We start from the raw sequence: 21,496 nt of genomic DNA on the forward strand, positions 1-21,496 counted from the left end.
CGGAGTGTTGAGTCTTGGTGCGTTCCTGCTGTTCGGTTGGGACAAGTTCTGCGCCTCGCGCTCAATGCGCCGGGTGCCGGAGAAGGTGCTGCTTTGGGTGGCGGTCTGGGGCGGCTCGCCGGGCGCGATTCTCGGACAGCAGGTCTTCCGGCACAAGACGCGGAAGGAACCGTTCCGGAGTCGACTCGGGTGGATCATTGTAGGGCAGCTGGCGCTTGCCGGCGCAATGGCGGTCTGGCACCTCTTCTGAAAGCGAAACGGGGCAGGAATGGGAGCAACAGATGAATGACGATACGGAACCGCATGGCGAATTGACGCTCCGAACGCTGGCCATGCCGGCGGATGTCAATGTGAGCGGGGATATCTTCGGCGGCTGGGTACTGGCGCAGATGGACATCGCTGCGGGCATGGCGGCCGGTATGCGCGCGCAGGGCCGCGTGGCGACGATCGCGGTCGACGCGATGAAGTTCATCCGTCCGGTGCGGGTGGGCGATGTGCTCTGCATCTACACCCATATCGCGCGGGTCGGGCGCAGCTCGATGGCCGTTTCAGTCGAAGCCTGGGCTATTCGTGACCGGATCGGGGCGCAGGAGAAGGTGACCGAGGCGGTGTTTACCTTCGTTGCCATCGATGAGGCCGGACGGACGCGGCCCGTGCCGCAGATCTAGCGGACCGGCGGAGCGGAACTGGTTGCTGGGGGTTTGCCGCCGAGCAAAGCTCGAGCGGCGGTGGCGCCGCTTCGCGGCGTAAAGAAATATCCGTTGAAGGAATCGCAACCGCCGCGCGCCGAAGGTGCGCGGCCACCACCGCTCGGCCTGGTGCGCATCTTGATGCGCCACGGCCGGCGGGGAGCTGCCGGACCAACGCGCGCTGCGTCGCATCTCGACGCGATGAAACGGTTTCAGCTTCAGATCGCCGAGCTGTGGCCGGTTTTGGCCATCTCATAGGCATCGAATGCCTTGGCGATGATGCGTGTAAGAGGGCGGCCCTCGGGCGGGATTTCAAGCCCGGTCGCATCCACGGTGACGAACTGGCCGAACTGTGCCTTTGCATCGGCGAAGAGCGCCGTAATCAGGTCGGGATCAGCGCCGTATTGCTCGATGATCTCGGCGCGCTCGATGCGGAAATTGCACATCAAGGTCTCGATCATGCGGGCACGGATGAGATCCTGGCCGGCGAAAATATGGCCCCGACCAGTGGCAAAGCGTTTTTCGCGGATCGCCTTCGTGTAGTCGCCTGTGCCGGAGATGTTCTGCGCGAAGCCTTGGGGGAAGCGCGAAATGGCGGAGGCGCCGAGGCCGATCAAGGCAGGGGCCGGGTCGACAGTGTAGCCTTGGAAATTGCGGCGCAGGGAGCCATCGCGGGCGGCGACGGACATGGAATCTTCACTCCGCGCGAAATGGTCGATGCCGATCTCGTCATAACCGTCCCAGAGAAAGAGGCGACGGGCGGTGTCGAAGAGGTGGAGGCGCTCTTCCGGAGTGGGCAGCGCCTCAGAAGGGATCATGGTCTGGCGCCGCGCCATCCAGGGCACATGTGCGTAGCCGTAGAGCGCGACCCGGTCGGGCGAGAGCGAGAGGAGCTTCTGCACCGAATCGGTGATCTTGGCGCGGGACTGGTTCGGAAGCCCGTAGAGGATATCCGTGTTGAGCGAGGTGACGCCGCGGGCGCGGATTCCGTCAACGGCGGCCTGGGTTATCTCGAAGCTCTGTTCCCGGCCGATGACTTTCTGGATCTCGGGGTCGAAATCCTGAACGCCAATCGAAGCACGGGACATACCGGCCTCGGCCAATGCGTCAAGCCTGGCATCGTCGATCTCGTTGGGATCTATCTCGACGGAAAACTCGCCCGACTCGGCGAGAGGAATCGCCCGGAAGACCGTCTCGGCGAGATCCTTCATCATTTCAGGCGACAGAAGCGTGGGCGTACCGCCGCCCCAATGCAGGGCGGACAATTTGACGCCGGAGGGCAGGGCGGCCGCCAACAGGTCGATTTCCGCCTTCAGCGTCTCAAGATAGGTGGCGACCGGTGAGAGGGTCGAGGTCCCCTGGGTCCGGCAGGCGCAAAACCAGCACAGCCTTCTACAAAAAGGGATATGAATATAAAGTGACACGTCCGAATCAGGTGGCAGGGCCGCCACCCAGTCGGCAAAATGATGCGATCCGACCGCGTTGTTGAAATGCGGCGCAGTTGGATAGCTGGTATAGCGAGGCACCCGGGCATCGAAGAGGCCGAGTTTCGCAAGTTGCGATACGGTTTCCATGAGCCTACATCTAGGGGCGGGGCGCCGGGAGGACATTGATTGAAATCAAGTGGGCGCGCGCGGATGGAAATGCAGGATATCGAACTCACCACGGTTGATTGTGCGGACTGCCCGATACGGCATCGGGCGGTTTGCGCGCGCTGTGAGACCGATGAGCTCGAGCTTCTGGAAGAGATCAAGTATTACCGGACGTTCGAGGCCGGGCAGACCATTGCCTGGACCGGCGACAGGCTGGATTTCGTGGCGACCGTGGTCAACGGGATCGCGACGCTGAGCCAGACGCTTGAGGACGGTCGCACCCAGATGGTCGGCCTGTTGCTGCCGTCGGACTTCATGGGGCGGCCCGGCCGCGAAATGGCCAGCTACGACGTGACCGCGACCACCGAAGTGACGATGTGCTGCTTCCGACGGCGGCCTTTCGAGGAATTGATGCGGACGACGCCGCATATCGCGCAGCGCCTGCTGGAGATGACGCTGGACGAGCTGGACGCGGCGCGCGAATGGATGCTGCTGCTCGGTCGCAAGACCGCGCGGGAGAAGATTGCCTCGCTGCTGACGATCATTGCGCGACGGGATGCCTCGCTGAAGCTCGACAAGGTCGAGAATTCGCTGGAATTCGACCTGCCGCTGACACGGGAAGCCATGGCCGATTATCTCGGCCTGACGCTGGAGACGGTGAGCCGACAGGTCTCGGCGCTCAAGCGCGAGGGCGTGATCGAGCTGGCCGGCAAACGGCATATCTCGGTGCCCGATTTCGACCGTCTTTTGCTGGAGACCGGCGACGACACCGATGGTGGCTTGCCGGTCTGAAGGTCAAGGCCAAAGCCGGTTCGCATCGCGCAGATGCATCGGGCAATAGTTGAGATCGAGCTCGGGACGTGTCCGTGCAAGGCCGGCATCGGGCGGCGGGTAAAGCCGCGCGCCCTTGGTCTGGTTGCAACCGCGCGCGCCGCTTTCATAGGACTTGCACAGCACAATCGCATTCAGCGCGATGTTCGACGCGTTCGGGCTGCCGCGAAACTCCTTGTCCGGAACGAGATGGTCGATGTCGAAATACATCCGGTCGGTCTGGCAGAACTTGCAGTTCTCGCAGAAATAGATGTGACCGGCGAGTTTGTCGGCCATGTGGCGCTCGTCGATCATGATGCCGGAGACATGGTGTATGAGATCGGTTGCGTTCCAGCGATAGACCTCGTCGCGCAGGATCGCGCTGAATTCCTGTCGTGCCATTGGCAGCCTCGTTCTGAAAAACCCTAAACAATAGAGACAGGATATCACGAAACGTCAGCATTCCGAATGGGAGCGCCGGCGTTTCGTGTCAGAAAGACTGCTTCAGTGGCTCATGAAGACCGGGATCTTCGCAGCTTCCAGCATATCGCGGGTGGCGCCACCCATGATCGCCTCGCGGAAGCGGGAATGGCCATAGGCGCCCATGACCAGCAGGTCCGCCTGTTGGTCCGCACAATGGCGGGCGAGCACATCTGCGGTGCGCGGCATGGTGCCGGCGATGACAGAGATCTCGGCGCGCACCCCGTGGCGGGACAGCATCTGGCTCAGCATGCCGCCGGGGTCCGAGCGGTCCGGACCGTGGCGCGGCGGGTCGATGATGACGATATTGCTGATCGCGGCCTGGCGCAGCAGCGGCATCGCCGCGCGCACGGCATCGAGCGATTCGGCACTCTGGTTCCAGGCGATGACCACCTTTTCAGGCCGTCTCAGCTCGGTCTGACGCGGCAGCACCAGCACCGGGACATTGCCGGCAAAGAGCGCGGCTTCCATCACCGCTTCCTCCGCCACGCCCTTGTCCTCGCCATATGGCTTGGGCAACACGACGAGATCCGAGAAGCGGGCACGGTTGCCAACCAGGGTCTGGATCGTTCCAATCTGCGCCAGCGCGGCCTCGCTCGCCCAGCGGCATTGGCGCGTCTTCATCGCCGCGCGCACGGCAGCCTCGATTTCGTCGGCCTCCTGTCGCGCGCGCTCCATCGTGGCCTGTTCGATCATCGCATTGGTGCCGGCATAATAGTAGCCGGGCGTGGAGTGATCGACGCCGAGCGCGAGGATCTCCAGGTGGCCATCCTGCGCCTGAGTCAGCGATACGGCACCATCGAGAGCCGAGTTTTCGAGGTCTTGTCCGGAAATCACAGTGAGAATCGACTTGTACGCCATTGCGGGTTCTTTCGATATTGCACTTGCGGCAAGTCTAGAGCGCGTGTCATTGCGGCGCCTTGACCTGCCTCAAGGGCGGAGTGCGACGACATTGACCTAGATCAAAGCGTCGTACTGCCCGTACCCTCAGAAGCGGACAAGGAACACGAGAGGGGGAGTCTAACTTCTCCCGAATTATAACAAGGGACACACCATGTGGGATTACGCCAAGGTCGCGGCGTTGGGTCTGTTGGCGCTTTGTGCGGCAATTGCAGCCAATTACGCGCGTGACGCAGCCTATCTCGTCCATGCGATCATTATCATGCTCGCAGCAGGGACGGCGTTCGTCTGGAGCATTCGCCAGCTCGACGAGGAGAAATTGCCGCCGGAAGTGGCGACAGGCTATTTGGACGGGGTGGTGCGCTACGGTGTCATCGCAACAACATTCTGGGGTGTTGTCGGCTTCCTGGTCGGGACGTTCATTGCTTTCCAGCTCGCCTACCCGGTGCTGAATTTCGAATGGGCCGAGGGCTATGCCAATTTCGGCCGGCTTCGCCCGCTGCACACCTCGGCGGTGATCTTCGCCTTCGGTGGCAACGCGCTGATCGCGACCTCGTTCTATATCGTGCAGCGGACCTCCGCGGCGCGGCTCTGGGGCGGTAACCTCGCCTGGTTCGTGTTCTGGGGGTACAACCTCTTCATCGTGCTCGCGGCCACCGGCTATCTGCTCGGCGCCACGCAGTCGAAGGAGTATGCCGAACCCGAGTGGTATGTTGACCTCTGGCTGACCGTGGTCTGGGTGGCCTATCTGATGGTCTTCCTCGGCACGATCCTGAAGCGCCAGGAAAAGCACATCTACGTGGCCAACTGGTTCTTCCTGAGCTTCATCGTCACTGTCGCGATGCTCCACATCGTCAACAACTTGTCGATCCCGGTCTCGATCTTCGGCGCCAAGTCGGTGCAGGTCTTTGCTGGTGTGCAGGACGCCATGACGCAATGGTGGTACGGCCATAACGCCGTGGGCTTCTTCCTGACCGCGGGCTTCCTCGGCATGATGTACTATTTCGTGCCCAAGCAGGCCGAACGTCCGGTCTTCTCCTACAAGCTGTCGATCATCCACTTCTGGGCGCTGATCTTCCTGTATATCTGGGCCGGTCCGCACCACCTGCATTACACCGCGTTGCCGGACTGGGCCTCGACCCTCGGCATGGTGTTCTCGATCATGCTCTGGATGCCCTCCTGGGGTGGCATGATCAACGGCCTGATGACCCTCTCCGGCGCCTGGGACAAGCTGCGCACCGACCCGATCATCCGCATGATGGTCGTCTCGGTCGGCTTCTACGGAATGTCCACCTTCGAAGGCCCGATGATGTCCATCAAGGCGGTCAACTCGCTGTCGCATTACACGGACTGGACCATCGGTCACGTGCATTCCGGTGCCCTCGGCTGGAACGGGATGATCACCTTCGGTGCGCTCTACTTCCTCGTGCCGAAACTCTGGAACCGCGAGCGGCTCTACTCCTTGTCCGCCGTCAACTGGCACTTCTGGCTCGCCACTATCGGCATCGTACTCTACGCGGCGTCCATGTGGGTGACCGGGATCATGGAAGGCCTGATGTGGCGTGAAGTCGATGCCAATGGCTTCCTGGTCAACTCCTTCGCTGACACGGTTGCCGCGAAGTTCCCGATGTATGTCGTGCGGGGTCTGGGCGGGGTCTTGTTCCTCACCGGTGCTATCATCATGGCAGGCAACCTCTGGCTCACCATCACGCGTGGCGAGCCCAAAGCCGAAACCGCAGCAGTCGCTGCGCCGGCTGAATAAGGGAGGGAGACACAATGGCCCTTATCGACAAGCACAAGATCATCGAAACAAACGCGTCGATTCTCTTCGCGCTGAGCTTCCTGGTCGTCACCATCGGCGGGATCGTAGAGATCGCCCCGCTCTTCTATCTCGAGAACACGATCGAGGATGTGGAGGGCGTGCGCCCCTACTCCCCGCTCGAGCTCGAGGGACGGAACATCTACATCCGGGAAGGCTGCTATGTCTGCCACTCCCAGATGATCCGTCCGATGCGGGACGAGGTGGAGCGCTACGGTCACTACTCGCTGGCGGCCGAATCGCAATATGACCACCCGTTCCAGTGGGGATCCAAGCGCACCGGACCGGACCTTGCCCGCGTGGGGGGGCGCTATTCGGATGACTGGCAGGTCGATCACCTGACAGACCCGCAATCCGTCGTTCCGGAATCGGTGATGCCGAAATACGGTTTCCTCCTGAACAGGATGGTCGATGGGAAATACATCCAGGACGTCATGAAGACGAACCGGATGGTCGGCGTGCCCTACACGAACGAGATGATCGAGAACGCCTTCTCGGACTTCAACGTTCAGGTCGATCCGGATGGCGATTACGAGGAGATGCTCGAACGGTATCCGGGGGCGCAGGTGCGCAACTTCGACGGACAGCCCGGCATTTCGGAGATGGACGCCCTTGTCGCCTATCTGCAGATGCTCGGCACGCTCGTCGACTTCTCGACCTTCACACCTGTCGCAAGCCGTTAAAGGAGCTGGGGAATGGACACATACGGTGTCATGCGTCACTTCGCGGACAGCTGGATGCTGCTGTTCCTCACTCTATTTTTCTTGGGAGTGGTCTTCTGGGTGTTCCGCCCGGGAGCCTCCAAGGAACAACGCGACAGTGCCAATATCATCTTCCGTCACGAGGACTCGCCTGAGCAGGACGCGACGGAACTCGACCCCAAGGAGGTTCGGGAATGAGCAAACAACCCATCAAGAAGAAGAAGGACGAGGTGGAAACCACCGGTCACAGCTGGGACGGGATTGAGGAGTACAACAATCCCATGCCGCGCTGGTGGCTGTGGACCTTCTATGCCTGTGTCATCTGGGGACTGGCCTATACGGTCGCCTATCCGGCCTGGCCGCTGGTCAACAGCGCGACGGCGGGCCTGCTTGGCAAGTCGACCCGTGCCGATGTCGCCGCCGAGATCACCCGTTTCGAGGAGGCCAATGCCGGCATCCAGCAGAAACTGGTCGATGCGGAGTTGACCGAGATTGCCGCCGATGCCGAGCTGAACAGCTATGCGCAGAATGCCGGTGCAGCCGTGTTCCGCACCTGGTGTGCGCAATGTCACGGTGCCGGTGCGCAGGGCGCGCAGGCCGCGGGCTATCCCTCGCTGCTGGATGACAGCTGGCTCTGGGGTGGAACGATCGACGAGATCCACACCACGATCACCTATGGCATCCGCTATGACGACGACTCGCGCTTTGGCGACATGCTCGCTTTCGGTCGCGACGAGTTGCTCTCTGACGAGGAGATCAACCAGGTCGTGGCCTATGTCCAGAAGATCTCCGGGCAGGAGCATGACTCCGCGCTCGCGGAAGCCGGTCAGGTCCTCTACGTGGACAATTGCGAAAGCTGCCACATGGAAGACGGCACTGGTGAGATCTCGCTCGGCGCGCCGAACCTGACGGACGCCATCTGGCTCTATGGCGGCGACGCGGAGACGCTCTACGAGACGATCTGGGGCGGTCGCGCCGGTGTCATGCCGCCGCGTGGCGGCGCACCCGCTGCCGTCGTGGACGAAGCGATGATCCGCGCCGTTGCGACCTATGTGCACAGCCTCGGCGGCGGCGTCGCCTCCGAGTAACCGGGCACAGCCTGAAGTGAACAGACGCCGCGCCCTGAGAGGGGCGCGGCGTTTTCTTTTTGAAAGCGGCAGGTGGACCGCATTTGTCGGCTTGGATCCCGTGGCGGGGGGGAGCACTGATAGGCATGTCAGCTGTTGCGCGCGCAGAGACGGACGGAAGTTTTCGCAGTCCAAAGGGCGCCCCAATCTGTTCGAATGGCAACACCCGGGCTGAGATCTGCGCCACGCGCATGTGTGCTATGCGCGCTAAAAGCAATATCCAGAATTCGCATTTGATCTGGATCAAGGTGACGCCCTGTCTGCGCGCCTATCAAGACTTCAACGGAACGAAGCGAGATTGGCCAGCCAATCGGACAATCTTTCTTCGCACCAATCTTACATAGCGTTTCCAGTGGGTGTCCTCCCCTGGAAGATACGCCCCGGCTCTCCGTCCTGTTCGCGCGTTTCCTAGGAGAGCTGGGGCGACTTTATTTTCAGCCCTCACCAGAATACCCTCCGACGGATCGAGTCTTGCCTCCCGGAATCATATTCGCGATTCTGCGCGCGACACGCGGGCGCAGGGCCGGTTAAGGTGGTTTTTGCTATCACCCGCTGGACTTGCCCCTGGCGCGCCCTATTGATGCATATCAAGGACGCCTTTTTGAAACTGCCCCTAGAACGGGCGAAATCTGAACCTTCAGCCACCGGAGAGCTTCCTTGAGCGATACTGGCAGCCAGCCCGACCAGCTATACGCCGCGCGAGAGCCGGTCTTCCCCCGCAAGGTGCACGGACAGTTCCGGAACCTGAAATGGGGCATCATGATCGTCACCCTGGGCATCTATTACCTGACGCCCTGGATCCGGTGGGATCGCGGTCCGAATCTGCCAGATCAAGCCGTTTTGGTCGACATGGCCAACCGGCGCTTCTTCTTCTTCTGGATCGAAATCTGGCCGCATGAGTTCTATTTTGTCGCCGGCCTGCTGATCATGGCCGGTCTCGGCCTGTTCCTCTTCACATCGGCGCTTGGCCGCGTCTGGTGCGGCTATACCTGCCCCCAGACCGTCTGGACTGACCTCTTCATCCTGGTTGAGCGCTGGATCGAAGGCGACCGAAATGCCCGTCTTCGACTGCATCGGCAGAAGAAGATGGACGCCCGCAAAATGCGGCTCCGGATCACGAAATTCGTCGCCTGGACGCTGATCGCCATCGCCACAGGCGGTGCCTGGGTGTTCTATTTCACCGATGCGCCGACGCTGCTGGTCGAGCTTGTCACATTCTCGGCCCATCCGGCCGCCTATACCTCCATCGCCGTGCTGACCTTTACCACGCTGGTCTTTGGCGGTTTCATGCGCGAGCAGGTCTGCATCTATATGTGTCCCTGGCCGCGGATCCAGGCCGCAATGATGGATACCGACACGTTGACTGTCGGCTATCGAGACTGGCGCGGCGAGCCGCGTGGCAAGCATCGCAAGAAGGCGACGGACGTGGTGCTCGGCGATTGCATCGACTGTATGGCTTGTGTGAATGTCTGCCCGACCGGCATCGATATTCGCGACGGTCAGCAGCTCGAATGCATCACCTGTGCGCTGTGCATTGATGCCTGCGACGACATCATGGACAAGATCGGCAAGCCGCGCGGTCTGATCGGATACATGGCGTTGTCGGACGAAGAGCGCGAGCGTGCCGGGAACCCGCCGAAATCGGTCTGGAAGCACATTTTCCGTCTGCGCACGATCCTTTACACGACACTCTGGTCCGTTGTCGGAATCGGCCTTGTGGTCATGCTCTTCATCCGTCCGGATATTTCGGCAACCGTGCATCCCGTGCGCCAACCGGTCTTCGTGACGATGTCAGACGGGACGATCCGCAATACCTATGATTTCGGTCTGCGCAACAAGCATGGCGATGACCGCCGTTTCCGTGTGACGCTGAGCTCGGAGGCCCCCGACCTGCGCCTCAATGTCGAGGGAACGCCCTATGAGAGCTTCATGGTGCCAGCTGATACGACCGGCAAGCAGCGCATTTACGTGCTGGCGCCGAAGGGCTCTGAGGCCACGAAAGCGGACCGGACCGACATCCGTTTCTGGATCGAGGACTTGTCCAATGGCGAGCGTGTTTATAAGGACTCCACATTCGTGGGAATGGGAGCTCGCTGACATGGAACTCACTGGCCGCAAGGTTTTCATCATCACCGCCAGCGCTTTCAGCGTCATCATCGGGGTCAACCTGACCATGGCTTACCTGGCCGTGGGCAGTTTCCCTGGGCTCGAGGTGAAAAACTCCTACGTGGCCAGCCAGAACTTCGATGCCGATCGCGCTGCGCAAGAGGCGCTCGGCTGGGATGTCGCGGCCGATGTCGAGGACGATATGCTCACCATCGCCTTCACCGGGCGCAACGGATACCCGGTCGAGGTTGCTAGCCTGGAGGCGGTGGTCGGTCGGGCGACCCATGTCCAGGATGACGTGGAGCCGGACTTCGCCTATCACGACGGTGCCTTTACGGCCCCGGTGGACCTGCGCCCCGGAAACTGGAATATTCGACTGGTCGCGACGGCGCCCGACGGGACGACGTTCCGGCAAAGGGTTGTCCTGAAAGTCGACTGATGCATGTCTGACAGCACCTATTCCGAAGCCCCGACGGCTTCTGCCTGCCCGGCGTGTGATGTCACGCCGATGGCACGACGTCTGGCTGCGAGCGGTGCGCTGGACGATCTGCCCGAGCGCGGGGCGCTTATGCTGTCGCTGCCGGGCGTGCATTGCGCACTCTGTATCACGACGGTCGAGCGGGCGCTGGAGAAGCATCCGGGGGTAAACTCCGCCCGCGTGAACCTGACGCTGCGCCGTGCAACCGTCGAAGCGGAGCCGGATGTTACCGCCGAAGCGCTGGTCGGGGCGGTCAACAATGTGGGCTACGAGGCCCACGAACTGGACCCGTCCGCGCTCTCGGCCACCGCGACGGACCGGCAGGGGCGGGAATTGCTGATGCGGCTGGCCGTTGCCGGCTTCGCGGCGATGAACGTGATGCTGCTCTCGGTCGCGGTCTGGTCCGGGGCCGCGGATGCGACACGGGACCTGTTCCACTGGATCTCCGCAGCCATCGCCATTCCAGCGATTGCCTTCTCCGGTCAGCCTTTCTTCCGAAACGCCTGGGCGGCGCTGAAACATGGCCGGCTCAACATGGATGTGCCGATCACTTTGGCTATCCTGCTCGCGCTCGGCACATCGCTCTATGAGACCGCGCATTCGGGCGAACACGCCTATTTCGACGCCGCAATCTCGCTGACTTTCTTCCTGCTTGCCGGCCGCTATCTCGACCATCGCACCCGCGCCATCGCACGCTCCGCTGCTGAGGAACTCGCGGCGCTGGAGGTCGCGCGGGCGGACCGTCTGACCGAGGCCGGCGAAGAAACGGTCGATGTGGGGATCCTTGTGCCGGGAGACCGGATCCGCGTACGTGCGGGGGGCCGGATGCCGGTGGATGGGGTGATCGCGGAAGGGACGAGCGAGCTGGACCGGTCGCTGCTGACTGGCGAGACGCTGCCCGTCTTCGCCGAGCCGGGGCGCGTGGTCAGTGCCGGCGAGGTGAACCTGACCGGACCGCTCGTGGTCGAGGTCACGGCGGCGGGCAAGGACAGTTCGCTGCACCGCATGGCCGATCTCGTGGCGATGGCCGAGACGACTCGCAACCGCTACACCTCGCTCGCCGACAAGGCGGCGGGGCTCTATGCGCCGGGCGTGCATATCCTGTCGCTGGTGGCGGGACTGGGTTGGTACCTCTACACAGGCGACGCGCGGCTGGCGATCAACATCGCCGCGGCAGTTCTGATCATCACCTGCCCCTGCGCGCTTGGTCTTGCCGTGCCGGCAGTGACGACGGCGGCCTCGGGGCGGCTCTTCAAGAAGGGCATGCTGATCAAGAGCGGCACGGCCCTGGAACGGCTGGCAGAGATCGATACGGTCGTCTTTGACAAGACCGGCACACTGACCCTCGGCGCGCCAGAGCTTGAGGCGGCGGAGACCCATGCTCGGGCAGATCTCGCGTTGGCGGCCGGGCTCGCACAGGCGTCCTCGCACCCGCTTTCCAAGGCATTGCGTGAGGCAGCGGAGCAGGCCGGGGTCGCGCCGGAGCCGATGGACGAGCTTGTCGAAGTGCCGGGCTACGGGACCGAAGGGCGCTGGCAAGGCAAGCGGGTCCGGCTGGGGCGGGCGAGCTGGATCGGCGTGGAGCCGGGGCAGCAGACCTCGGCCTTTCTCTCGGTCGACGGCTCCGAACCTGTGGCTTTCCGTTTCGCCGACAGGATGCGACCGGGCGCGGAAGAGGCCGTGGCGGGGCTGCGCGCGGCCGGATTGCGCGTTGAACTGATCTCGGGCGATGCGGCCCCGGCGGTGCATGCTTTCGCCGCGCGGCTTGGCATCGAAGATGTGATGGCCGAGGCGTTGCCCGAGGAGAAGGCCGCGCGCGTGGCGGCGCTCTCCGAGGAAGGGCGGCATGTGCTGATGATCGGGGACGGGCTGAATGACACGGCGGCGCTGGCCGCCGCCCATGCCTCCGTCTCGCCAGCCTCGGCGCTGGATGCGGCGCGCGTTGCCTCCGATATCGTATTGCTGGGCGAGGATATCGGCACCGTGCCGGCGGCTGTGACCACATCGCGCTCGGCGGTGAAACGGATCAAGGAAAATTTCACAATCGCCACGGTCTACAATTTTATTGCCGTGCCGATCGCTATTGCCGGTTGGGCCACGCCGCTCGCCGCCGCACTGGCAATGTCGGCCTCGTCGATCACCGTCTCGCTCAATTCGCTGAGGTTGAAATAGCCCATGGAAGTGCTCGTCTTCCTGATCCCGATCTCGCTCTTCCTGGGCGGGCTGGGCCTCGCGGCCTTCTACTGGACGGTGAAGACCGACCAATATGACGATCCGGATGGCGACAGCCACCGGATCCTGTCAGACGAGTATGACGATCACCCGAAGGAATAGGATGTCCTGAATGGGGTCAGGATGGCCCGAAGGTTGTGCATTCCGCGCCGCGCGCTTCGAGTCGGCGGCAGGCGAGATCTGCCTGTTCCTGGCTCATGCCGACAAATTTCGCATCATGCCCCTTGTTCCCCGCAGTCACCTTGCGCAACGCGCCATCGAGCGTCGCCATTTCCTTCAGGGCGGTCTTCAGCAACACCCGCTCGGCCTTGTAGCGTGACGGGTATGTGCCGACATTGATGCCCCAATGATGTCCGCCCGAGCTCGACGCCCGGGTCACGACAACGCCGCTGTCCTGAGCGTAGGCGATCGGCTTTTGCGCTGTGAAGTCCAGCTTTGGCGGGCGCGGCTTCGGCAACGCGCTATCCTTGGGAGCGACCTGGCTTGAGTTGTTTTCGCTTGCCGGTGCCACGACGGACCGCGCCATTTCGATGGCTTCCTCGATGCCCGTCTTGAGGGCCGGATTGGAGGCAACTGCGACCCTCACAGCCCCACCGGGACGCGCGACCGGTCGTACCGATTTCTGGACTGCGGTGGCGACACGGATTGTCTTCGCGCCAACTGGCGAGGTGTCGTTGCCGGCATAGACCGGCAGTTTCGGCTTGCGGATCTGCGCATGGCGCGGCGCGCGCTTGAAGCCCATATCCATCAGTTCCGCGACCTTGGCGTTGCGGGCCGCCGAGCCGGAGGCGCCGAAAACGGTCGTGATGATGCGGACATTGCCCCGTTCGGCGGAGGCGACCAAGTTGGAGCCGGCTGCTCGGGTATAGCCGGTCTTGATCCCGTCCGCGCCCTTGTAGGCGGCAAGGAACTTGCGGTTCGTGTTGTAGACGGTGCGGATCTTGGCGTCGGTCGAACGACGGGAGAAGAGATTGTAGTATTCGGGATAGTCGTAAAACAGGTGCCGTCCGAGCGTGGTCATGTCGGCGGCTGTCGACAGGTGTCCGTCGGCGGTCAGGCCATGGGCATTCTTGAAGGTCGTGCGGGTCATGCCGAGCGACTTGGCGGTGCGGTTCATGCGGCGGGCGAATCGGGCCTCGCTGCCGGAGATCGCCTCGGCCAGCGCTGTTGCCGCGTCATTGGCCGATTTCACGGCCGCAGCGCGGATCAGGTAGCGCAGCTCGATCCGCTGGCCGGCCTTCAGGCCGAGCTTGGACGGAACCTCGTTGGCGGATCTCTTGGAGATCTTCACCTTGGTGTCGAGGCCGATCTCCCCATGCTCCACGGCCTGGAAGACAACATAGAGCGTCATCATCTTGGTCAGCGAGGCCGGGTGCAGCCGCGTGTTTGCATTGCGGGAATGCAGCACCTCGCCGGTGCGCGCGTCGATCACCATGGCGGCATATGGTGCTGCGCTCGCTCGCAGGCTTGCTCCCAGCAGGACCACGAAAAACAACAGGAAGAAAACGGAAATAAAGAGGGCGTTGCGCCCTCGGATGCTCGAAGTCATCGCGTTACTGCCTCTGTCTGCCTCGGACCGCCCTGTTTTCAGGGTCGGAAACACTTCTTGATTAGCGCTAGCGTAGCACGGGATGCGAGTCCGGAAAAGCATTCGAATTCAATGTGTTTTGCGGTGACATTCACGCAACATCGCAAGATGTCGGGGCGTAGGCAGGCTTTGGCACAAGATCTCAGTCAAGCTGGTTAACGAAATCTTGCAGTTCCCCAAGATCGTTAAGAGAGTGGAAACGATGGTTACCGACCGGCGGGTCGGCGGCTTCGAGTTCCCAGGCGAGGTCGAATGGGACATGCACAGCCCAGGCGCCGGCCGCGAGGGCGGGCAGGATGTCGGATTTCATCGAGTTGCCGACCATCATGGCTCGGTCCGCGCCGTCGCCGTGGTCGCGGAAGATTTGCGCATAGATCTCGGGGGTCTTTTCGGAGACGATCTCGACCCGATCGAAAAACGGGCGCAGGGCCGACTCGGCGAGTTTGCGTTCCTGGTCCAGCAGGTCGCCCTTGGTGATCAGCAGCACGCGACGATGTGAGGCGGCCAGGGCCTCGACGGCCTCGCCTGCATGGGGCAGCAGTTCGATCGGGTGCCGCAGCATCTCCTGGCCGAACTCGAGAATTTGCTGGATCGTGATGGCCGGAACGCGGGCCTCGGTGACCTCGATAGCGGTCTCGATCATCGAGAGCGTGAAACCTTTCACACCATAACCATAGTGGCGGATATTGCGCTTTTCAGCCTCAAGCAGGCGGGATTCGAGATGATCCCGATCCGTGAACCTTTCGAGCAGCGCGGCGAACCGGTCCTGGGTGAGGACGAAGAAGCGCTCATTGTGCCAGAGCGTGTCGTCGGCGTCGAAAGCAATTGTCGTGACTTTCATGGGGGCCTTGCGTTGTCGGAAGGATCTGTGGGGTTTTCAGAGCGGGCGTGACGACTATATAACGCCGGGTATAGTCGACAATTCCATGAGCCATCGGAGCGCACCGCGCCTTGACCCGCCCTTTCGAGATCCGCATGTCCGACATCCGACTGTCCGGCAGTGACGACGATACGCCCGATGACGATATCGGCGTCGCGACCAAGACGCGTGCGCGGACCCAGCGACCACCGCTCTACAAGGTGCTGCTGCTGAACGACGATTATACACCGATGGAGTTCGTGGTGCACATCCTCGAGCGGTTCTTCGGGCTGACCCATGCAGAGGCCTTCGAGATCATGCTCGTGGTTCACAAGAAGGGCGTCGCGGTGGTTGGCGTGTTCAGCCACGAGATCGCCGAGACCAAGGTTGCGCAGGTGATGGATTTCGCGCGGCGGCACCAGCATCCCTTGCAGTGCACGATGGAGAAGGAATGAGCGCCTGACGGGCGCTGCCTTCGCACGACTGTTTCAAACGACAAGCGAGAGTGATCAGACCGGCAGGTCGGGGAGGTCGATCATGACGGCGGCGTGGTCGCTGGCATGAGGCCGGTGACGCCCGACGCCGTGCAGGCGCGGGCCGGGGTAGCGGCGGGCGGAGCGGGACATTCCCTCGCGAACCAGGCGCGGCCGTGCTTCGGGGCAGAGCTGCGCCAGGGCCGGCGAAGCCAGCAGCACATCCGGTCGGGAATAGAGGTTCCGCGTTGCTTCGTGATAGGACCAGCGTTCGCCGCGCGGTCGACGCTTGAGCAGATCATGGGCGAACCCGTCGAGGAGCGGTGCGATGGCCTGATGGGACAGGGGCGCGCGGCTGTCGGGTTCGTTCAGGTCACCGAGGATGAGCCAGAGCGCGCGCTCCGGGTCCTCGTGACGGGCTTCAATGAGGCGGCGCACTCCGCGCGCTTCCATGCGCCGGAACGCCCAGGCGGCGCGGGGGTCGGGGTAGGGCGCCTTGAAATGGCAGATATAGAGGGTGAGCGGGCCGAAACGCGCCGCGAGGCAGTCGCGGCAGAAGAGAGGACGGTCCGGGCGCTGGCCGCGCGCGGGCGGAAGACCGAGATCGGCGGGGCGGAGCGTGGCGTGGCTGTCGAGCGCGTCCGGCGCCTGGCGGCCGAGCAGGGCAAGGTTGCGGCCCATGCCGTCATTGCCCGGCTTGCAGGCGCGAAACGGGTAGGGTGCGAGGCCGGTTCGGGCAAGATAGGCATCGTGGAAATGATCAAGCGTGTCGAGGTCATGGACCTCCTGCAGCGCCACGATATCGGCATCCAGCTCGTGCAGGATCGCGGCTGTCAGCCTGCGATCGGCACGGTCGAATTCAGGCGCCCCGCGCTGGCTGTCCGACGGCACGTCATTGTCGCGCGCGCCGTCGAGGCGGTCTTTCCCGTCCGCCTGCCGTCGAAGCCGCAGGTTCTGGACGTTGAAGGTTGCTATGCGCAGGGGCTTGGCCCGGTCAGGCCGCCTGGGCGCATTGCTGCACCGAAAGCTCCATCACCGGATCCTCCGGGGCACATTCCTCGCCCGAGCCAGGGTACTGTGTGTCGCTGCAGGCCGCGCCGAACAAGGCGATGCCAACGATGGCGAGCAGGGTTTTCAGTTTCATCTTGTCTGTCCTCCAGATCGGAGCGCCATCCGGGAGGCATTGGGATCAACGTCCCGGTCAAGCGCAGGGTACCGCATCTTTTGAACGACGTTCCATGATGCGTATCAAGCGGTCTCGAAAAATTCCGTTCCGTCATTTCGCGCGGTCAAACGACGCGGAAAGCAATTGACAATATCGGGGGGCTCGACCATGGCCCGACGGTAACCGACCGACAGGTGTCCTCGTGTCCCCAAATCTCCGCGGCGCGCTTTTCATGGCGGCGGGTGTCTGTTCCTTCACGACGAACGACGCTTTCATGAAGTCGCTTTCCGACGATATGTCGATGTACCAGGCAATCTTCCTGCGGGGGATCCTGGGCACCGTGCTGCTCGTGATCGTCGCGGCACAGATGGGGCAGTTGAAGTTCCGCATGTCTCGGCGGGACGGGTGGATGGTGCTGTTGCGGACCGCCGGCGAGATTGCGGCGGCCTTTTTCTTCATCTCCGCGCTGTTTCACATGCCGATGGCCAATGCCTCGGCGATCATGCAGGCGCTGCCCTTGACGGTGACGCTGGCCGGGGCGGTCTTTCTTGGCGAGGCCGTCGGCTGGCGGCGGCTCTCGGCGATCCTGGTGGGCTTTGTCGGGGTCATGCTGATCATCCGGCCCGGCGCGGAAGGGTTCACGATCTATTCGCTCTATGTCGTGGCGGCGGTCCTCTCGGTCACGGTCCGGGATATCGCGGCGCGGGCTGTCTCGGCGCAGACTTCTTCGATGATGGTCGCGGTTGCGGCCTCGGTCGGGGTCTGGCTCTTCGGGGCGGTCGGGCTGATCGGCGGCACATGGCAACCGGTGAGCCCCAGCGGCTGGGTCTCGCTGACCGGCGCGGCGCTCATGCTCAACCTGGCCTATATCTTCTCGACCCTGGCGATGCGGGTTGGAGATATCGCCTTCGCGGCCCCGTTCCGCTATACCTCGCTGCTCTGGGCGATGTTGCTTGGTTTCCTCGTCTTCGGCGACTGGCCGGACGCAGTTACGCTGCTCGGGGCGGCAATCGTGGTCGCCACCGGAATCTTCACCTTTCACCGCGAGCGGAAACTTGCGGACACGGCCGCCGAATGACATATGGTGCGATGAAAGGATCGCGGGAAGTACAGCGACCTGTCGGTCGAAATCGACAGCGTCGGGCGTCGCGACAGGGCCTAGGTTCAGGCATCTGTTGACAACCTTCGCGATTCTCTCTAATGCACGGCCACTCGGTCACGGGGACTCCGTTCGACCGACCTTACAGAACTGAAGTGGACACGATCCGGGCTTGCGCCCCGATCCTCTGAAATCCCACCCGCGTCGTTTCCGTGTACGAGGAAACGCCTGCGGGGTTTCACGCTTTGCGGACGCGCAATGTGTGACATGAAAAACAGCCCCTCGCGGACCGCGCGAGACGAAGAAGAAAGCTAGACTGGGGAAACCGGAATGCCGACGATCCAACAGCTGATCCGCAAGCCGCGGCAGCCGAAAGTAAAACGATCCAAGTCGCAGCACCTTGAGAGCTGCCCGCAGAAGCGTGGGGTTTGTACCCGCGTCTACACCACCACCCCGAAGAAGCCGAACTCGGCCATGCGTAAGGTGGCGAAGGTTCGTCTGACCAACGGTTTCGAGGTGATCAGCTACATCCCCGGTGAAAGCCACAACCTGCAGGAGCACTCGGTTGTGCTTATCCGCGGCGGTCGTGTGAAAGACCTTCCCGGTGTGCGTTACCACATCCTGCGCGGTGTTCTGGATACCCAGGGCGTCAAGGATCGGAAGCAGCGTCGCTCCAAGTACGGCGCGAAGCGTCCCAAGTAAGGAGAGACAGATATGTCCCGTCGTCACGCCGCTGAAAAGCGCGAAGTCCTGCCTGACGCCAAGTTCGGCGACAAGGTGCTGACCAAATTCATGAACAACCTGATGATCGACGGCAAGAAGTCTGCCGCCGAGCGGATCGTCTACAACGCCCTGGACCGGGTTGAGGGAAAGCTCAAGCGCTCCCCGATCGAGGTCTTCACCGAGGCGCTGGAGAACGTGAAACCTTCGGTTGAAGTTCGCTCCCGCCGGGTTGGCGGTGCGACCTACCAGGTTCCCGTCGAAGTCCGCATCGAGCGTCGCGAGGCCCTGGCCATCCGCTGGATGATCACCGCCGCGCGCGGCCGCAACGAGAACACGATGGAAGAGCGACTGGCCGGTGAGCTGATCGACGCCGTCAATTCTCGCGGCACAGCCGTCAAGAAGCGCGAAGACACCCACAAGATGGCCGACGCCAACAAAGCGTTCAGCCATTACCGCTGGTAACACCCTACCCCCAAGGACCCTTCCATGGCCCGCGAATTTCCTCTGGACCGATACCGTAACTTCGGCATCATGGCTCACATTGATGCCGGCAAGACCACCTGCTCGGAGCGTATCCTCTATTACACCGGCAAGTCCCACAACATCGGCGAAGTGCACGATGGTGCGGCGACCATGGACTGGATGGAGCAGGAGCAGGAGCGTGGTATCACCATCACCTCTGCTGCGACGACCACCTTCTGGGAGCGCACCGAAGATGGCGTGACCCCCGAGACCGAGAAGTACCGTCTGAACATCATCGACACCCCCGGCCACGTTGACTTCACCATTGAAGTCGAGCGTTCGCTGGCCGTGCTCGACGGTGCTGTCTGTGTTCTGGACGCCAATGCCGGCGTTGAGCCGCAGACCGAAACCGTCTGGCGTCAGGCCGACCGCTACCACGTCCCGCGGATCGTCTTCGTCAACAAGATGGACAAGATCGGCGCCGACTTCTTCAACTGCGTTGCGATGATCGAGGACCGTACCGGGTCTCGTGCCGTTCCCGTGTGCCTGCCGATCGGCGCCGAGACCGAGCTCGAGGGCCAGATCGACCTGATCACCATGAAGGAGTGGCTCTGGAAGGGCGACGACCTTGGCGCTTCCTGGGAGAAGGTTGAGATCCGCGACGAGCTCAAGGAGCTGGCCGAGGAATGGCGTGGCAAGATGATCGAGACTGCCGTTGAGCAGGATGATGATGCCATGGAAGCCTATCTTGAAGGTGAAGAGCCCAGCGTTGAGACGCTGCGTGCGCTGATCCGCAAGGGTACTCTGGCACTGGACTTCGTTCCGGTTCTGGGTGGGTCCGCGTTCAAGAACAAGGGCGTGCAGCCGCTGCTCAACGCCGTTCTGGACTTCCTGCCCTCGCCGCTCGACGTTGTCGATTACATGGGCTTCAAGCCCGGTGACGAAACGGAAACCCGTGACATCGCCCGTCGGGCCGATGACGACATGCCGTTTGCCGGCCTGGCGTTCAAGATCATGAACGACCCCTTCGTGGGCTCGCTCACCTTCACCCGCATCTACTCCGGTAAGATGAACAAGGGTGACTCGATCCTGAACTCGACCAAAGGCAAGCGCGAGCGCATCGGTCGTATGATGATGATGCACTCGAACAACCGCGAAGAGATCGACGAAGCGTTTGCCGGCGACATCATCGCGCTGGCCGGCCTCAAGGACACCACCACCGGTGACACGCTTTGCGCGATCAACGGTCCGGTCGTCCTCGAGACCATGACCTTCCCCGATCCGGTGATCGAGATTGCCGTCGAGCCCAAGACGAAGGCCGACCAGGAGAAGATGTCTCAGGGCCTTCAGCGTCTTGCTGCCGAGGACCCGTCCTTCCGCGTCGAAACCGACATCGAGTCGGGCCAGACCATCATGAAGGGCATGGGCGAACTTCACCTCGACATCCTCGTCGACCGCCTCAAGCGGGAATTCAAGGTTGAAGCCAATATCGGCGCGCCGCAGGTGGCCTATCGCGAGACCATCTCCAAAGAGGTCGAGCACACCTACACCCACAAGAAACAGTCGGGTGGTTCGGGTCAGTTCGCCGAAGTCAAGATGGTCATCACCCCAACGGAAGCTGGCGAAGGTTATTCCTTCGAAAGCAAGATCGTGGGTGGCGCGGTGCCGAAGGAATACATCCCCGGCGTCGAGAAGGGTATCAAGTCGGTCATGGATTCCGGTCCGCTTGCCGGCTTCCCGGTCATCGACTTCAAGGTCGCGCTGATCGACGGCAAGTTCCACGATGTGGACTCCTCGGTTCTGGCGTTCGAAATCGCGGCTCGCATGGGCATGCGCGAAGGCATGAAGAAAGCCGGCGCGAAGATGCTCGAGCCGGTGATGAAGGTCGAAGTGATCACGCCGGAAGACTACACCGGTGGCATCATTGGCGATCTGACGTCGCGTCGCGGCCAGGTGACTGGTCAGGAACCGCGCGGCCACGCCATCGCGATCAACGCCTTCGTGCCGCTGGCAAACATGTTCGGCTACATCAACACCCTTCGTTCGATGTCGTCCGGCCGTGCCCAGTTCTCGATGCAGTTCGATCACTATGATCCGGTGCCGTCGAACATCTCGGAAGAGATCCAGGCCAAGTACGCCTAAGAGAAACAAACAAATTCGGGTGCCCATTGCGGGCGCCCGCAACGAGACAAG

The 21,496-nt window shown here is 62.4% G+C and carries 23 protein-coding genes; 16 read left to right on the top strand and 7 right to left on the bottom strand.

What is annotated here, in order from left to right:
• Positions 1–7 precede the first annotated feature (7 nt).
• Both R3X27_RS13290 and R3X27_RS13295 read left to right on the top strand, forming a co-directional pair.
• Positions 8–250: a DUF1294 domain-containing protein gene (locus R3X27_RS13290; protein ID WP_317709347.1), complete on the top strand. Its 243-nt coding sequence runs from the start codon at positions 8–10 to the stop codon at positions 248–250.
• Positions 251–281: 31 nt separating this feature from the next.
• Positions 282–668: an acyl-CoA thioesterase gene (locus R3X27_RS13295; RefSeq protein ID WP_317709348.1), complete on the top strand. Its 387-nt coding sequence runs from the start codon at positions 282–284 to the stop codon at positions 666–668.
• A 239-nt stretch (positions 669–907) separates the two neighbouring features.
• Here R3X27_RS13295 and hemN read toward each other — a convergent pair whose 3' ends face one another.
• Entirely contained in the window at positions 908–2,263 is a 1,356-nt protein-coding gene (hemN, locus tag R3X27_RS13300; protein ID WP_317709349.1) for an oxygen-independent coproporphyrinogen III oxidase, read from the bottom strand.
• 63 nt (positions 2,264–2,326) lie between these two features.
• Between hemN and fnrL the strand changes: the two genes are divergently transcribed.
• Positions 2,327–3,073, top strand: coding sequence for a transcriptional regulator FnrL (gene fnrL / locus R3X27_RS13305; protein WP_411572494.1), 747 nt, complete (start codon positions 2,327–2,329; stop codon positions 3,071–3,073).
• Between the two features lie 3 nt (positions 3,074–3,076).
• On the opposite strand, the gene R3X27_RS13310 is transcribed toward fnrL, so the two are convergent.
• Both R3X27_RS13310 and R3X27_RS13315 read right to left on the bottom strand, forming a co-directional pair.
• Positions 3,077–3,493: a hypothetical protein gene (locus tag R3X27_RS13310; RefSeq protein ID WP_317709350.1), complete on the bottom strand. Its 417-nt coding sequence runs from the start codon at positions 3,491–3,493 to the stop codon at positions 3,077–3,079.
• 102 nt (positions 3,494–3,595) lie between these two features.
• On the bottom strand, positions 3,596–4,432 hold the full coding sequence (locus R3X27_RS13315; protein WP_317709351.1) for a universal stress protein: 837 nt from the start codon (positions 4,430–4,432) through the stop codon (positions 3,596–3,598).
• A gap of 193 nt (positions 4,433–4,625) precedes the next feature.
• Here R3X27_RS13315 and ccoN point away from each other — a divergent pair, with 193 nt between their 5' ends.
• The 8 genes from ccoN (at position 4,626) to ccoS (ending at position 13,036) form a co-directional block, all read left to right on the top strand.
• Complete coding sequence (gene ccoN, locus R3X27_RS13320) at positions 4,626–6,233, top strand: cytochrome-c oxidase, cbb3-type subunit I (RefSeq protein WP_317709352.1); 1,608 nt, start codon at positions 4,626–4,628, stop codon at positions 6,231–6,233.
• 14 nt (positions 6,234–6,247) lie between these two features.
• Positions 6,248–6,973: a cytochrome-c oxidase, cbb3-type subunit II gene (gene ccoO, locus R3X27_RS13325; RefSeq protein ID WP_317709353.1), complete on the top strand. Its 726-nt coding sequence runs from the start codon at positions 6,248–6,250 to the stop codon at positions 6,971–6,973.
• A 12-nt stretch (positions 6,974–6,985) separates the two neighbouring features.
• The gene (locus R3X27_RS13330; protein WP_317709354.1) at positions 6,986–7,189 is read left to right on the top strand and encodes a cbb3-type cytochrome c oxidase subunit 3; all 204 of its coding nucleotides are present in this window, start codon (positions 6,986–6,988) and stop codon (positions 7,187–7,189) included.
• Positions 7,186–8,079, top strand: coding sequence for a cytochrome-c oxidase, cbb3-type subunit III (gene ccoP, locus R3X27_RS13335; protein WP_317709355.1), 894 nt, complete (start codon positions 7,186–7,188; stop codon positions 8,077–8,079). Before R3X27_RS13330 ends, ccoP begins: the two co-directional genes overlap by 4 nt.
• Before the next feature lie 696 nt (positions 8,080–8,775).
• Positions 8,776–10,215 (top strand): cytochrome c oxidase accessory protein CcoG, encoded by a 1,440-nt coding sequence (gene ccoG, locus R3X27_RS13340; RefSeq protein WP_317709356.1) that lies wholly within the window; start codon positions 8,776–8,778, stop codon positions 10,213–10,215.
• Between the two features lies 1 nt (position 10,216).
• Positions 10,217–10,663: a FixH family protein gene (locus tag R3X27_RS13345; RefSeq protein WP_317709357.1), complete on the top strand. Its 447-nt coding sequence runs from the start codon at positions 10,217–10,219 to the stop codon at positions 10,661–10,663.
• A 3-nt stretch (positions 10,664–10,666) separates the two neighbouring features.
• The gene (locus R3X27_RS13350; RefSeq protein WP_411572492.1) at positions 10,667–12,874 is read left to right on the top strand and encodes a heavy metal translocating P-type ATPase; all 2,208 of its coding nucleotides are present in this window, start codon (positions 10,667–10,669) and stop codon (positions 12,872–12,874) included.
• A 3-nt stretch (positions 12,875–12,877) separates the two neighbouring features.
• Positions 12,878–13,036, top strand: coding sequence for a cbb3-type cytochrome oxidase assembly protein CcoS (ccoS, locus tag R3X27_RS13355; protein WP_317709358.1), 159 nt, complete (start codon positions 12,878–12,880; stop codon positions 13,034–13,036).
• Between the two features lie 16 nt (positions 13,037–13,052).
• Here the strand turns inward: ccoS and R3X27_RS13360 are convergent, their stop codons facing one another.
• Together R3X27_RS13360 and R3X27_RS13365 are read right to left on the bottom strand one after the other, a co-directional pair.
• Positions 13,053–14,483: a D-alanyl-D-alanine carboxypeptidase family protein gene (locus R3X27_RS13360; protein WP_411572493.1), complete on the bottom strand. Its 1,431-nt coding sequence runs from the start codon at positions 14,481–14,483 to the stop codon at positions 13,053–13,055.
• Between the two features lie 181 nt (positions 14,484–14,664).
• Positions 14,665–15,363, bottom strand: coding sequence for an HAD family hydrolase (locus R3X27_RS13365; RefSeq protein ID WP_317709359.1), 699 nt, complete (start codon positions 15,361–15,363; stop codon positions 14,665–14,667).
• Positions 15,364–15,497: 134 nt separating this feature from the next.
• On the opposite strand from R3X27_RS13365, the gene clpS reads away from it, so the two are divergent.
• Complete coding sequence (gene clpS, locus R3X27_RS13370) at positions 15,498–15,836, top strand: ATP-dependent Clp protease adapter ClpS (protein ID WP_317709360.1); 339 nt, start codon at positions 15,498–15,500, stop codon at positions 15,834–15,836.
• 54 nt (positions 15,837–15,890) lie between these two features.
• Here clpS and R3X27_RS13375 read toward each other — a convergent pair whose 3' ends face one another.
• Positions 15,891–16,835 (bottom strand): endonuclease/exonuclease/phosphatase family protein, encoded by a 945-nt coding sequence (locus R3X27_RS13375; RefSeq protein ID WP_317709406.1) that lies wholly within the window; start codon positions 16,833–16,835, stop codon positions 15,891–15,893.
• 13 nt (positions 16,836–16,848) lie between these two features.
• Positions 16,849–16,998, bottom strand: coding sequence for a hypothetical protein (locus R3X27_RS13380; protein WP_317709361.1), 150 nt, complete (start codon positions 16,996–16,998; stop codon positions 16,849–16,851).
• 223 nt (positions 16,999–17,221) lie between these two features.
• Between R3X27_RS13380 and R3X27_RS13385 the strand changes: the two genes are divergently transcribed.
• The 4 genes from R3X27_RS13385 (at position 17,222) to fusA (ending at position 21,445) form a co-directional block, all read left to right on the top strand.
• Complete coding sequence (locus R3X27_RS13385) at positions 17,222–18,097, top strand: DMT family transporter (protein WP_317709362.1); 876 nt, start codon at positions 17,222–17,224, stop codon at positions 18,095–18,097.
• A gap of 351 nt (positions 18,098–18,448) precedes the next feature.
• The gene (rpsL, locus tag R3X27_RS13390) at positions 18,449–18,820 is read left to right on the top strand and encodes a 30S ribosomal protein S12 (protein ID WP_008182915.1); all 372 of its coding nucleotides are present in this window, start codon (positions 18,449–18,451) and stop codon (positions 18,818–18,820) included.
• 12 nt (positions 18,821–18,832) lie between these two features.
• Positions 18,833–19,303 (top strand): 30S ribosomal protein S7, encoded by a 471-nt coding sequence (gene rpsG, locus R3X27_RS13395; RefSeq protein ID WP_317709363.1) that lies wholly within the window; start codon positions 18,833–18,835, stop codon positions 19,301–19,303.
• A gap of 24 nt (positions 19,304–19,327) precedes the next feature.
• Entirely contained in the window at positions 19,328–21,445 is a 2,118-nt protein-coding gene (fusA, locus tag R3X27_RS13400) for an elongation factor G (protein WP_317709364.1), read from the top strand.
• Positions 21,446–21,496 lie beyond the last annotated feature (51 nt).

Origin of the sequence: Tropicimonas sp. TH_r6 (assembly GCF_033101155.1) — a bacterium.
GTDB lineage: Bacteria > Pseudomonadota > Alphaproteobacteria > Rhodobacterales > Rhodobacteraceae > Tropicimonas.